Genomic DNA, 14,295 nt, shown 5'->3' on the forward strand with positions numbered 1-14,295 from the left:
TTGTATAGTTGTCTAGCCCACTAGATGTAAAACATGGGGCCGATCACAAAGTGAGCAATCAGGAAAGAATTATGGGCGTCCGGCGGTCAGAGTAAAACGGTAATGCTGCTGGTTGTAATAAATCTCTGATATTTCAAAAGGAACCCCGTCGCGCAACATGGCGATAGACGTGGCATGCAGCACCGGTTCGTCGCGATTGATCCCCAGCATGTCGCGCACTTCCTGCGACGGCAGTTCGGCGCGGATCTCTTTTTCCGAGCGCTCGACAGTAAAACCTTTGCGGCTGATATAGGCGTACTTCGAGGCGTTAAGATCTGCTTCCGTCAGGTCGTTAAACGGTTCGCAAATCATCCAGGATTGTTCAAACACAAAGGGAATGTCGCCCACCCGCCGCAGCCGTTTCATAAACCACACTTCACTGCCGGGGGCGAGCTGCAATTTTTCGGCGATGTCTGGCGATGCGGTCTGGCGAAACAGGCAAATCAACTGGTTAACCATCGGTTCATCCAGCCCGAGCGTCGCTTCGCTGGAGGAGAGATGCCGGTCGAGCGGCAAAGAGATGTGCAGGTGTTTTGCCGCCTGGGCGACAAAGGTGCCCTGCCCACGGCGGCGCTCCACTTTGCCCTGACGAACCAGGTAATCCACCGCTTTACGGGCGGTCATGCGCGAAATAGTGAATTGCTGGCAGAGTTCGTTTTCAGAGGGGATCACATCACCAGGCTTGAGGGAGCCTGCGGCGATTTGCCCGCTAAGGTATTGTTCAAGCTGTAAATAGACTGGCACGGTTGAATGTTTATCGATCATGACGATGCTCCCTCGTTGCTGGAAGTATGGTAGCGATCGCGCCACAAAGTGACAACGTTTGTTAAGCCCCTCGCCGCCATGTTGAGTCGACAATGGTTTTCGCAAAGCCGATCACAAATTGGCGTTTCCATTGACCAATGCCCCTGTCGGTGCGTTGATCATTTACATGGTCAATGCTAGTTTTTTACCTGCATTACGCTTGTTACCGAATATCGGGCAAAACCTAAATGCAGACTAAGGGGATGAATCCGTCCGTGGCTGTATTTACGTTTTGCCCGTTTTTGTTTGCAGGAGTTGGCGATGCTGGTCAAACAAATATTAAATAATAACGTTGTCAGCGCCATCGATGAGCATGGCTTTGAGGTTATTCTGACCGGGCGCGGCCTGGGGTTTAATACCCAAAGTGGCGCCAGCGTTAATGCACAGGCTATTGAGAAAATATTCCATTTGCAGGATTCGCAAGTGTCCGCGCGGTTTAAAGATCTGGTCAGCGAAGTACCAGTGGAAATACTCCAGTTGACCGCCGATATCATTACGCTCGCGAAAACCCATCTCGCACATAAATTAAGTGAAGGCCTGTATGTAACGCTGGCCGATCACCTGCACTTTGCGCTGCAACGCAATCAAAGCAGTGAAGTTTTGCCCAATCCGCTGGAGTGGGAAGTGCGCCATTTCTACACCGCGGAATATGCCATTGGGCGCCAGGCATTAGGCATGATAGTGGCGCGTACCGGCAGTTTATTACCGGACAGTGAAGCGTGCAGTATCGCGCTGCATATTGTGAATGCCGGGCTGAACGACACGATGGGAAAAACCACGCAGATCACACGGCTTATTTACCAGCTACAGAATATCGTTAAATACTTTTTCAGCCTGCCGCTCGACGAGCACAGTCTGAATTACCAACGCTTTATTACGCATTTAAAGTTTTTTGCCCAGCGGGTGATTGAAGGCGTGGTATTGAATAATGATGACGAGGAATTATTTGCCATGGTGCAGCGTCGTTATCAGACAACCCTGAAATGCGTCGACGCGATCAACGAGTTCGTCGGCAAAAATTATCACCACACCATGAGTAACTCGGAAAAGCTTTATCTGACCGTGCATATTGAGAACGTTGTGCAGCGAGAAGAGAAAAAGTAATTACCACAACGCATACACAAAATAATTCGAGTCGCAGGAAGGCGGCGACGCAGCACATCCCCGGGAGCTTACATAAGTAAGTGACTGGGGTGGGCGAGGAAAGCCAACGCATCTGCGGCTTGAAGTATGAAGTGTAAATTTTCTTTCCAGGCTTGTTACTGTTCAATCAGGCAAACCCCAGAGGAAACAACGTATCGGTTCAAACCGATGATTGTTATGACACCTGAATCTCAGGCGTCCGTCTGGAGGAATGACCATGAACTACCAGGATACCGCGCAGCAGATAATCAACCGTATCGGCGGCAAGGACAATATTCTGTCACTGTTTCACTGCATCACCCGTCTGCGTTTTTTACTCAAAGATAACGACAAAGCCGATCGCACGGCGCTGGAAGCGCTGGATGGCGTGATTGGCGTCAATATCTCTGGCGATCAATACCAACTGATTATTGGCAACGACGTGGCGCCGCTGTGCGACGCGCTACTCGCCAAATTACCCGGTGTTTCCGCGGGCGGCGCGGTCAACAACACAAAACGCCGCAACCCGGTATCGGTGGTGCTGGAGGGGTTATCCAGCATCTTCTCGCCGATTATCCCGGCAATTGCCGGTGCCGGTATCCTCAAAGGCGTGCTGGCGTTGATGGTCGCCATGCAGTGGCTGGAAACGAGCAACCAAACCTACCAAATCCTGCTCGCCATCAGCGACGGCGTTTTCTACTTTATGCCGCTGGCGCTGGCCTTTAGCGCCGCCAATAAGTTTGGCGCCAATCCCTACGTCGCTGTTGCGCTGGCCGCCGCCCTCTTCCACCCGGCGATTCAAACCTTGTTCAAATCCGGCTTGCCGGTGAATTTTATGCGCCTGCCGGTACCGACGGTGAATTATGCCTCGACCGTTATTCCGATTCTGCTGGCGGTGTGGCTGCTGAGCCACGTGGAAAAGCTGATTGACCGTTTTATGCCCGGCGCGCTGAAAACGATGTTTGTGCCGCTGCTCAGCCTGGTCATCGTCACGCCGATCACGCTGATTGCGATTGGCCCGCTGGGGATTTTCGCCGGTAACGCCCTGTCTGGCGGCATTATCTGGCTGGTGGAAAATATGGGTATCGTGGCGGGCGTGGTGGTCGGCGGCACGCTGTCGATGATCATCATTACCGGCATGCACTACGTGCTGGTGCCGATCATGATCAACAACATCAGCACGATGGGTTTCGACCCGTTCAAAATCCTCTTTTACATCGCCAACATCGGCCAGGCGGGCGCGGCGTTCGGCGTTTTCCTGCGCGCCAGAGATAAAAAGCTTAAATCCCTGGCGCTGACCACCAGCTTTAGCGCGGCGATGGGCATCACCGAACCGGCGATGTACGGCATTAACATCCGCTATAAACGCCCGTTTGCCGCCGCGTTGATTGGCGGTGCCATCGGCGGCGGTTTCGCGATGGCGATGGGCGTGAAAACCTACGCCTTTGCGCTCAGCGGATTGCCCGGCTTGCCTGCACTGGTTGGCCCCACGTTCCTGTGGGCGTTGGTCAGCATCGCTATCTCTTTCGTTTGTGCCGCCGTGGTGACGGTGATCCTCGGGTTTGAAGAGACCGTGGTGGCAGGCGTTAGCCCCATGAAGGTCGCGCGCAATGAAGAGAAACTCTTCGCCCCGGTCAGTGGCGAACTTAAACCCCTCAACACCCTCAGCGACCCGGTGTTTGCCGATGAGATCTTCGGCAAAGGGCTGGCGATTTACCCAAGCAGCGGCGAGTTACGCTCGCCGGTTAACGGCAGAATCGAATCGCTGTTTGAAACTCACCATGCGCTGGCCCTGCAAAGCGATACCGGCGCGGAAATCCTCATTCACATTGGTATCGACACCGTGAAACTCGGCGGCAAGTACTTCACCAGCCACATCACCGCCGGGCAAATCGTTGAAGTGGGCGATTTGCTGGTCAGCTTCGATCTCGCGGCGCTGCATGCCGAAGGCATCGATCCGAGTGTGATTGTGGTGGTGACCAACAGCGAACAGTACGGCGATATCAGCCCGGTAAAAGCAAATGGCGATGTCGCCAGCCGGGACGTATTTCTCACACTGACCGCGCAAGCGGCGTAAGGAGCAGACGTATGGCATTTTCAAAAGCATTTCCGGACGGCTTTTTATGGGGCGGTGCCACCGCCGCCAACCAGCTGGAAGGTGCATGGAACGTGGATGGCAAAGGGCTTTCCGTCTCTGATGTTTACACCTTTGACATCGACATGCCGCGCGAACGCTGGCTCGATCAGTGGCTCGGCATGACCCACGCGCAGGTGCGCGAAGCGCAGGATCCTAACAGCCAAAAATATTACCCGAAGCGCAAAGGCAACGACTTCTATCACCATTTCAAAGAGGATATCGCGCTGTTTGCGGGTATGGGCTTTAAATGTTTTCGCATGTCGATTGCCTGGACGCGCATCTTCCCGCGCGGGGATGAAGCCACGCCCAACGAAGCGGGGCTGAAATTTTACGATGAGGTGTTCGACACGCTGCGTGAACACGGCATCGAGCCGATTGTTTCGCTCTCACACTACGAGATGCCGCTGGCGCTGGTCACCGATTATGGCGGCTGGCCGAACCGCCAGGTGGTCGATTTCTACGTGCGTTTTGCCACGACCGTGTTCACCCGCTATCGCAAGAAAGTGAAGTACTGGATGACCTTCAACGAGATCAACTGCGTGAAGCACCATCCATATGTCAGCGTCGGCGTGATTGAAGAGGACAACCCGCATCTCGAACAGGATAAATACCAGGGCGCGCACCACCAGTTTGTCGCCAGTGCGTTGGCGACCAAAGCCTGTCACGCGATTATTCCCGGCTCGCAGGTCGGCTGCATGATCAGCTACCAGATGCTCTACCCACACACCTGCCACCCGGACGATTTGCAGGCCTGCGAAGAGATGCAGCGCGTTTCGCTGTTTTTTAGCGATGTACAAGCGCACGGCTACTACCCGGCGTATACCGATCGCCTGCTGGCGGAAAAAGGCGTTACGCTGCAAAAAGTGGTCGGCGACGACGAGATCCTGCGCCAGCACCCGGTCGATTTTGTCTCCTTCAGTTATTACATGTCGAGTACTGTCAGCGCGCACCCGGAATCCCTCGACGGGGCGGAAGGCAATATGATCACCGGCGGCATCCGCAACCCGCATCTACCGACCAGCCAGTGGGGCTGGCAGATTGACCCAAAAGGCCTGCGCCTCGCCTTAAACCAGCTGTATGACCGCTACCAAAAACCGCTGTTTATTGCGGAAAACGGCCTCGGTGCGGTGGATACCGTGAACCCGGACGGCTCCATCGACGATGATTACCGCATCGATTACCTGCGCCAGCACGTGGTGCAGATGCAAGAAGCCATTGGCGATGGCGTCGATCTGTTCGGTTACACCTGGTGGGGGCCGATCGACGTGGTGAGCGCCGGCACCGCGCAGATCTCCAAACGCTACGGGTTTATCTATGTCGACCAGGACGATATGGGCAACGGCAGCCAGGCGCGTTCGTTGAAGAAAAGCTACCACTGGTACAAAAAACTGATCGCCTCGAACGGCGAAGATTTAGCCGATTAAGGAGCTAATATGTCTGTTTTCCCGAACGATTTTTTATGGGGCGGCGCGATTGCCGCCAACCAGGCGGAAGGCGCGTGGAACGAAGACGGCAAAGGGCCGTCTATCGCCGACGTGGTACGCGGCGGCATTGCCTCTGGCAAACATGACGCGGTGATTGACCCCAACCTGTATTACGCCAGCCACGAAGCGGTGGATTTTTACCATCACTACAAAGAGGACGTGGCGCTGTTTGCCGAAATGGGCTTTAAATGCTTTCGCACTTCGATTGCCTGGTCACGCATTTTCCCGCGCGGGGATGAAACCACACCCAACGAAGCCGGGTTGGCGTTTTACGACAACCTGTTTGATGAGTTGCTGAAACACGGCATTGAGCCGGTGATTACCCTGTCGCACTACGAAACGCCGCTGGCGCTGTATCAAGAATATGGCGGCTGGAAAAACCGCCAGTTGATTGAATTTTTTAGCCGTTACTGCGAGACGGTGTTCCGCCGCTACAACGGCAAGGTCAAATACTGGATGACCTTCAATGAACTGAACAATATGAACCGCATGCCGTTCGCTACCGGCGCGGTGGATGCCAACGCCAGCGCGCAGGAAATTTGGCAGGCCAACCATCACCAGTTTGTCGCCAACGCGCTGGCAAACAAGCTGTGCCACGAGATTATCCCGGACGCGCTGATTGGCTGCATGCTGTCGCTGAGCACCGTTTACCCGGCGACCTGCAACCCGGAAGATATCTTCTCGACCATGCAGTTGCGCCGCCGCTCGCTGTTTTTCTCCGACGTGATGATGTTAGGTCAGTATCCGGCCTATGCGCCGCGCCTGTTCCGCGAGCTGGACGTGGAACTGGAAATGGCCGACGGCGATTTGCAATTGCTGGGCGATTATCCGTCGGATTATCTCGGCTTTAGCTACTATCGCAGCGTGCTACACCAGGCAGGCGGGCAGTTCCGCATTGATACTGGCGGCACCGCCGGGTTGGATAACCCCTATTTGGATAAAACCGAATGGGGCTGGCCGATTGACCCGCAGGGTTTCCGTATTGTGTGTAATGAGCTGGCGGATCGTTACCGCAAGCCGCTGTTTATTGTCGAGAACGGTTACGGCGGCGTGGATGAAGCGGATGCCAACGGCGAGTTTAACGACCAGCCGCGTATCGATTATGGTCGCCGCCATATTCAGGCGATGGCGGAAGCCATTGACGATGGCTGCGACATCATGGGTTACACCTGGTGGGGACCAATTGATATTGTCAGCGCCGGAACCGGCGAAATGAAAAAGCGCTACGGCTTTATTTATGTCGACAAAGACAACGACGGCAAAGGCACGCTCAAGCGCAGCAAAAAGCGAAGTTTCGCCTGGTATCAGCAGGTTATCGCCAGTAACGGAGAAGTGTTGTAAGGTTTGGCCTTTAATTTTGTCGGCCGGATGAGGCGAAGCCGCCATCCGGCCTACAACGGGTTGATAAAAGGTTAGATATGAGCACATGGCATTTGGTTGACCCCGCACTGCGTCCTGCCCTGCAATCCTGGACTCCCTCTACATTGAATGCCGAGATGCTTCCCGCGCTTCGCGAACAGCGCCAGCAGGCGGCGCTTGACGCGATGCGCGTGGATGATGGTTTAGCGTTGTCGATGACCGAATATTTTATCGGCGCGCAACCCGTGCGCGTGCGCGTCATCACGCCAAATACACCGCGCGCAAACCGCATGGGGATTTTGCATTTTCACGGTGGTGGGCATCTGTTCGGCAGCCCGGAACAGTCGCGCCCAACCGCAGCGCGTCACGACTGTGTTGTTGTATCCGTTGATTATCGCCTGTCGCCGGAAACTCACTTTCCGGGTTCGCTGGACGATGGTTATGCCGCGCTGGTGTGGATGGCTGAGCATGCCGAAGCACTGGGTATTGATCGCGCGAACATTGGCCTGATGGGCGACAGTGCGGGCGCGGGCGTTGCGGCGGGCTTAGCGCTGTTAGCGCGCGATCGCAACGGGCCACCGTTAGCTTTCCAGAATCTGATGTTCCCGATGCTCGACGATCGCACGGTAACCGCGCGCGATGCCAATCCAGTGACCGGGGAATTCATCTGGACGCGGGAAAATAACGCTTTTGGCTGGCGGGCATTATTAGGCTGTGAACCGGGTAGTGATGGCGTATCACCCTATGCAGCACCGGCGCGAGCGGAAAACCTGGCAGGGTTACCGCCAACCTGGATTGGCGTCGGTACGCTGGATCTGTTTGTTGATGAGAATATTGCCTATGCGCAACGTTTGATTCGCGCGGGTGTGCGGGTGGAGATGAACGTCTGGCCGGGCGCGTACCACGGTTTCAGTTCCGATCCACAAGCAGACGTCGCCCTGCGGGCGCGAGAAACGCGCCAGGCATGGCTGGCGCGCGTTGCCGGATAAAACGAAGCCGCCATCGGCAAAATGCACGATGGCGGCTTTGATCATCAATGTCTATCCGGACGACAACGTCTTACTGCGCGGAGGACGGTTTACGCGGGCGACGGCGAGATTGATTACCTGCCGGTTTCGCAGCGCCGCCATCAAGACGGCGTCCACCGGTTGGTTTCGCGGCGCCGCCTTCACTGCGACGTCCACCCGCCGGTTTCGCGGTGCCGCCTTCACTGCGACGTCCACCCGCCGGTTTTGCGGCGCCACCTTCACTGCGACGCGGCGAGCGTGGTTTTTGCGCTTCACCGTCATTGCGGCGCGGCGCGGACTGACCACGGCCACCGCCGCCCTGCCCACGGCCATTCTGGATGGGTTCGGCTTTGATCGATGGATCCGGTTCATAACCGTCCAGGGCAATGCGCGGGATCTCTTTTTTCAACAGGCGCTCAATGTCGCGCAGCAGTTTATGTTCATCAACGCAAACCAACGACAACGCTTCGCCGGTGGCCGCCGCTCGGCCGGTACGGCCAATACGGTGAACATAATCTTCCGGCACGTTCGGCAACTCGTAGTTGACTACGTGCGGCAGTTCTTCAATATCCAGACCACGCGCGGCGATATCGGTTGCCACCAGCACGCGAATATCCCCGGATTTGAAATCCGCCAGCGCACGAGTACGTGCCCCCTGGCTCTTGTTACCGTGGATCGCGGCACTGGTAATGCCATCTTTATTCAGCTGTTCAGCCAGGTGGTTGGCACCGTGTTTGGTACGGGTAAAGACCAGCACTTGCTGCCAGTTGCCCTCGCCAATCATCTGTGACAGCAGTTCCCGTTTGCGTTTTTTGTCCACGAAATGCACATGCTGCGTGACCTGCTCAGACGCGGTGTTGCGACGTGCGACTTCAATTTCCAGCGGGTTGTGCAGCAGTTTTTCCGCCAGCTGTTTGATCTCGTCAGAGAAGGTCGCAGAAAACAGCAGGTTTTGGCGTTTCGCCGGGAGTTTCGCCAGCACGCGGCGAATATCGTGGATAAAGCCCATGTCCAGCATGCGGTCGGCTTCATCCAACACGAGGATTTCGATGCTATCGAGTTTCAGGGCATTTTGGTGTTCAAGATCGAGCAGACGGCCCGGTGTAGCGACCAGCACATCCACGCCGCCGCGCAGTTTCATCATCTGCGGGTTAATGCTCACCCCACCGAAAACCACCATGGAACGAATATTCAGGTATTGGCTGTACTCACGTACGTTTTCGCCCACCTGCGCCGCCAGTTCACGGGTCGGCGTTAAGATCAGCGCACGCACCGGGCGACGCCCTTTAGCATGCGGTTCATTCTGCACCAGGCGCTGCAGCAACGGCAGTGTAAAACCTGCGGTTTTACCGGTACCGGTTTGCGCGCTCGCCATCAGATCGCGGCCTTGCAGAACCGCCGGGATAGCCTGCTGCTGAATAGGGGTTGGCTGAAGGTAACCCTGCTCTGCGACTGCGCGCAGGATTTCCGGATTCAGGCCAAGGGCATCAAAAGACATAACAACTCCACACCGCCCCGACCTGTCACAGGTGTAGTTTTCGAGGAGATAATATTTAATTGATGACAAAAACCACAATGTCATGAAGGAGCGGAGTGTATCAGCTTTTGTGATCCGGCGCATAAAATATCCCGCAGGTATTCGTCTGCAAAATATAATTGTCGATTTCCGCGCCTCGCTCGACGTTTTGCACTCACGTGCAAGGGAATCGCCAACGAGGCGATAAATTCAACCGCACTCACATTTTCGGCACGCCGGTTAGACAAACATTGGCCTGCGGCCTAAAGTTAATCAATCGATTGATTAATTCCAATAAGCCCATGAATACGACACCGATGACCACCAAAGGTGAGCAGGCCAAAAACCAGTTGATCGCCGCCGCGTTGGCACAGTTTGGCGAATATGGCTTGCATGCCACCACGCGGGATATCGCCGCGCTGGCCGGGCAAAATATCGCCGCGATCCCTTACTATTTCGGCTCAAAAGAGGATTTGTACCTCGCCTGTGCGCAGTGGATCGCCGACTTTATCAGCGAACATTTTCGCCCCCATGTGCTGGCCGCCGAAGCGCTGTTTGCCGCGCCGAACCCCGATAAAGCCGCGATGCGCGAGCTTCTTCATCGCGCTTGCCAGAATATGATTATGCTGCTCACCCATGATGAAACGCTCAACCTGAGCAAGTTTATCTCCCGCGAGCAGCTCTCCCCGACGCGGGCTTACCAGTTGGTGCATCATCAGGTCATTGAACCAATGCACTGCCACTTTACCAACCTGCTTGCCGCTTATACCGGGCGCGACGCCGACAGCACGCAAACCATCATTCATGCTCATGCGTTGATCGGCCAGATCCTCGCCTTTCGCCTCGGTCGGGAAACCATTTTGCTGCGCGCCGGATGGACGCAGTTCGACGAAGAGAAAACGGCACTGATTTCTCAGGTCATCACCTGCCATATCGATCTTATCTTGCAAGGATTAACGCACAGGAGTCTCGAGTTATGAAAAAGCACATCGTCACCGTATTGATTGTATTGGCTTTATTGGCTGCCCTCGGCGGCGGCTGGATGTGGTATCAAAGCAAACAGGAAAATGGGCTTACGCTGTACGGCAATGTTGATATCCGTACTGTCAATTTGAGCTTTCGTGTCGGCGGGCGCTTAGCGGCGCTAAACGTGGACGAAGGTGACAGCGTGCAAGCAGGGCAGCAGCTTGGCGAGATGGACAAAGCGCCGTATGAAAACGCCCTACTGCAAGCCCAGGCCAACGTGTCAACGGCGCAGGCGAAATATGAATTAGCCACCGCGGGCTACCGCGCGGAAGAAATTGCTCAGGCCGCCGCCGCGGTTAACCAGGCACGCGCGGCATGGGAATATGCGCAGAATTATTATCAGCGCCAGCAAGGATTGTGGAAAAGCAAAGTGATTTCAGCCAACGACCTGGAAAATGCCCGTTCTTCGCGGGATCAGGCGCAAGCCACATTGAAATCGGCACAGGATAAACTGAGCCAGTACCGCGCCGGTAACCGCCCGCAAGAAATCGCCCAGGCCAAAGCAGGCCTTGAGCAGGCGCAGGCGGCGCTGGCGCAAGCGCAACTTGATCTGCACGACACCATTTTGGTCGCGCCGAGCAATGGCACGGTGCTGACCCGCGCGGTTGAACCGGGCAGCATGCTGAACGCCGGAAGCACGGTGTTAACCCTCTCCCTCACCCGCCCGGTCTGGGTTCGCGCCTATATCGACGAGCGCAACCTGCACCTGGCGAAGCCCGGCCAGCAAATTCTGCTCTATACCGATGGCCGCCCGAACACGCCGTACCACGGCAAAATTGGTTTTGTCTCACCGACCGCCGAATTCACCCCAAAAACCGTTGAAACCCCGGATCTGCGTACTGACCTGGTTTATCGCCTGCGCATTATCGTGACCGATGCCGACGACAACCTGCGTCAGGGAATGCCAGTGACCCTGCGCTTTAACGGCGAGGCGCGTCATGAATGAGGCGACTATCCAACTCGAAGGCTTGATAAAACACTTTCCCGGCATGGAAAAACCCGCCGTGGCGCGGCTGGATTGCGAAATAAAAGCGGGCTATGTCACTGGGCTGGTTGGCCCGGATGGCGCGGGGAAAACCACGCTGATGCGCATTCTCGCCGGGCTGATGAAGCAGGACGAAGGCAGCGCGCGCGTGATGGGGCTGGATCCGATCCGCAATGACAGCGAACTGCACGCCATGCTCGGTTATATGCCGCAGAAATTCGGCCTGTATGAAGATCTCACGGTGATGGAAAACCTCACGCTGTACGCCGATTTGCGCAGCGTCACCGGGGAGAAACGACGCCAGACGTTTGCCCGGCTGCTGGAATTCACCGCCCTCGCTCCCTTTACCGAGCGGCTGGCGGGCAAACTTTCCGGCGGCATGAAACAGAAGCTGGGGCTGGCCTGTACGCTGGTCGGCGAACCGAAAGTGTTGCTGCTCGACGAACCGGGCGTCGGCGTTGACCCGATTTCCCGCCGCGAGTTATGGCAAATGGTGCATGAACTGGCCGGTGAAGGGATGCTGATTCTCTGGAGCACCTCTTATCTGGACGAAGCCGAGCAGTGCCGCGACGTTTTGCTGATGAACGAAGGAGAACTGCTGTACCAGGGCGAGCCGAAAGCGCTGACGCAAACCATGGCCGGGCGCAGTTTTCTCGTCACCTGCGCGCAAGAGAACAACCGCCGTCTGCTACGGCGCATTCTCAAACAGCCGCAGGTCAGCGACGGCGTGATTCAGGGCCGTTCGGTGCGCATGATCCTCAAAAAAGACGCGCAGGCACAGGAGATTCAAAACGCGCCAAATATGCCCGCCTTACAGATTGAAGAAACCGCGCCGCGTTTTGAAGATGCGTTTATCGACCTGCTTGGCGGCGCGGGCACGGCGGAATCCCCGCTTGGCGCGATCCTGCACACGGTGGAAGGTGACTCGCAAGAAACGGTGATTGAAGCCAAATCCCTGACCAAAAAGTTTGGTGATTTCGCCGCCACCGACCACGTGGATTTTGCGGTGAAACGCGGGGAGATTTTCGGCTTGCTTGGCCCGAACGGCGCGGGCAAATCCACCACCTTCAAAATGATGTGCGGTTTGCTGGTGCCGACCGATGGCCAGGCGTTGGTGCTGAACATGGATCTGAAAGTGAGTTCCGGCAAAGCGCGCCAGCACCTGGGGTATATGGCACAGAAGTTCTCGCTGTACGGCAACCTGACGGTGGAGCAAAACCTGCGCTTTTTCTCCGGCGTGTATGGCCTGCGCGGTAAAGCGCAGAGCGAGAAGATCGCGCGGATGAGTGACGCTTTTGGTCTGAAAAACATTGCCCGCCACGCCACTGACGAACTGCCGCTCGGCTTTAAGCAGCGGTTGGCGCTGGCCTGCTCGCTAATGCATGAACCGGATATTCTGTTTCTTGATGAACCCACCTCCGGTGTCGACCCGCTGACGCGACGCGAGTTCTGGCTGCACATCAACAGCATGGTGGAAAAAGGCGTCACAGTGATGGTGACCACGCATTTTATGGATGAGGCGGAGTATTGCGATCGTATTGGTCTGGTGTATCGCGGGAAGTTGATTGCCAGCGGTACGCCAGACGCGTTGAAAGCGCAGACCGCCGATGAAGCCCACCCGGATCCCACCATGGAACACGCGTTTATTACGCTTATCCATAATTGGGATAAGGAGCATAGCGATGAGCGTTAAAGCCCTCTCCTGGCGGCGCGTACGGGCGCTGTGTATTAAAGAGACGCGGCAAATTGTCCGCGACCCAAGCAGTTGGCTCATTGCGGTGGTGATCCCGCTGATGCTGCTGTTTATTTTCGGCTACGGCATCAATCTGGACTCCAGCAAACTGCGCGTCGGCATCCTGCTGGAGCAGCGCAGCGAAGAGGCGCTGGACTTTACCCATACGCTAACCGGTTCGCCCTATATTGACGCGACGATCAGCGATAACCGCCAGCAATTAATCGAGATGATGCAGGCCGGGCGCATTCGCGGCCTGGTGGTGGTGCCGGTGAATTTCGACGCGCAGATGACGCGCGCAGGCGACACCGCGCCGCTTCAAGTGATTACCGATGGCAGCGAACCGAACACGGCGAACTTTGTACAGGGGTATTTGCAAGGCATCTGGCAACTCTGGCAGCAACAACGCGCCGAAGATCGCGGGCAAGAATTCACGCCGCTGATTGATGTGCAGACACGCTACTGGTTTAACCCGGCGGCCATCAGCCAGCACTTTATTATCCCCGGCGCGGTGACCATCATCATGACGGTGATTGGCGCGATCCTCACTTCGCTGGTGGTCGCGCGCGAGTGGGAGCGCGGCACCATGGAAGCGCTGCTGTCGACGGAAATCACGCGGGCCGAGTTGCTGCTGTGTAAGCTGATTCCCTATTACTTTCTTGGCATGCTGGCAATGCTGCTCTGTATGCTGGTGTCGGTGTTTATTCTCGGCGTGCCCTACCGCGGTTCGCTGTTGTTCCTGTTTTTGATAACCAGCCTGTTTTTGCTCAGCACGCTCGGCATGGGGTTGCTGATCTCCACCGTCACGCGCAACCAGTTCAACGCCGCGCAGGTGGCGCTGAATGCCGCCTTTTTACCGTCGATTATGCTGTCCGGTTTTATTTTTCAGATCGACAGCATGCCGGCGATTATTCGCGTGGTGACGTATATCATCCCGGCGCGTTATTTCGTCAGCACGCTGCAAAGCCTGTTTCTGGCGGGCAATATTTCGCTGGTGCTGACCATTAACACGCTGTTTTTGGTAGCCTCGGCCGTGATGTTTATCGGCCTGACGTGGCTGAAAACAAAACGCAGACTGGATTAA

11 protein-coding genes are annotated in these 14,295 nt (G+C 56.1%); 9 read left to right on the plus strand and 2 right to left on the minus strand.

What is annotated here, in order from left to right:
- Window positions 1–69: 69 nt before the first annotated feature.
- Entirely contained in the window at window positions 70–804 is a 735-nt protein-coding gene (locus AAEY27_RS14895; protein ID WP_342321439.1) for a GntR family transcriptional regulator, read from the minus strand.
- Between the two features lie 300 nt (window positions 805–1,104).
- On the opposite strand from AAEY27_RS14895, the gene licT reads away from it, so the two are divergent.
- The 5 genes from licT (at window position 1,105) to AAEY27_RS14920 (ending at window position 7,934) form a co-directional block, all read left to right on the plus strand.
- A complete protein-coding gene (licT, locus tag AAEY27_RS14900) occupies window positions 1,105–1,947 on the plus strand; it encodes a BglG family transcription antiterminator LicT (protein WP_342321441.1) in 843 nt (280 codons plus the stop codon).
- A gap of 256 nt (window positions 1,948–2,203) precedes the next feature.
- Window positions 2,204–4,042: a beta-glucoside-specific PTS transporter subunit IIABC gene (locus AAEY27_RS14905; protein WP_342321442.1), complete on the plus strand. Its 1,839-nt coding sequence runs from the start codon at window positions 2,204–2,206 to the stop codon at window positions 4,040–4,042.
- Between the two features lie 11 nt (window positions 4,043–4,053).
- Window positions 4,054–5,526: a glycoside hydrolase family 1 protein gene (locus tag AAEY27_RS14910; RefSeq protein ID WP_342321444.1), complete on the plus strand. Its 1,473-nt coding sequence runs from the start codon at window positions 4,054–4,056 to the stop codon at window positions 5,524–5,526.
- Window positions 5,527–5,535: 9 nt separating this feature from the next.
- Window positions 5,536–6,927, plus strand: a complete 1,392-nt coding sequence (locus AAEY27_RS14915; protein WP_342321445.1) for a glycoside hydrolase family 1 protein — start codon at window positions 5,536–5,538, stop codon at window positions 6,925–6,927.
- A 77-nt stretch (window positions 6,928–7,004) separates the two neighbouring features.
- The gene (locus AAEY27_RS14920) at window positions 7,005–7,934 is read left to right on the plus strand and encodes an alpha/beta hydrolase (RefSeq protein ID WP_342321447.1); all 930 of its coding nucleotides are present in this window, start codon (window positions 7,005–7,007) and stop codon (window positions 7,932–7,934) included.
- Between the two features lie 70 nt (window positions 7,935–8,004).
- On the opposite strand, the gene rhlE is transcribed toward AAEY27_RS14920, so the two are convergent.
- Entirely contained in the window at window positions 8,005–9,450 is a 1,446-nt protein-coding gene (gene rhlE, locus AAEY27_RS14925; protein ID WP_342321449.1) for an ATP-dependent RNA helicase RhlE, read from the minus strand.
- A gap of 320 nt (window positions 9,451–9,770) precedes the next feature.
- Between rhlE and cecR the strand changes: the two genes are divergently transcribed.
- The 4 genes from cecR to AAEY27_RS14945 are packed head-to-tail and all read left to right on the plus strand — an operon-like array spanning window position 9,771 to window position 14,295.
- A complete protein-coding gene (gene cecR, locus AAEY27_RS14930; protein ID WP_342321451.1) occupies window positions 9,771–10,448 on the plus strand; it encodes a transcriptional regulator CecR in 678 nt (225 codons plus the stop codon).
- Window positions 10,445–11,440, plus strand: coding sequence for a secretion protein HlyD (gene hlyD, locus AAEY27_RS14935; protein WP_342321452.1), 996 nt, complete (start codon window positions 10,445–10,447; stop codon window positions 11,438–11,440). Before cecR ends, hlyD begins: the two co-directional genes overlap by 4 nt.
- Window positions 11,433–13,172, plus strand: coding sequence for an ATP-binding cassette domain-containing protein (locus AAEY27_RS14940; RefSeq protein WP_342321454.1), 1,740 nt, complete (start codon window positions 11,433–11,435; stop codon window positions 13,170–13,172). Before hlyD ends, AAEY27_RS14940 begins: the two co-directional genes overlap by 8 nt.
- A complete protein-coding gene (locus AAEY27_RS14945; protein ID WP_342321455.1) occupies window positions 13,162–14,295 on the plus strand; it encodes an ABC transporter permease in 1,134 nt (377 codons plus the stop codon). Before AAEY27_RS14940 ends, AAEY27_RS14945 begins: the two co-directional genes overlap by 11 nt.

The organism is Kosakonia sp. BYX6 (assembly GCF_038449125.1).
Lineage (GTDB): Bacteria > Pseudomonadota > Gammaproteobacteria > Enterobacterales > Enterobacteriaceae > Kosakonia > Kosakonia calanthes.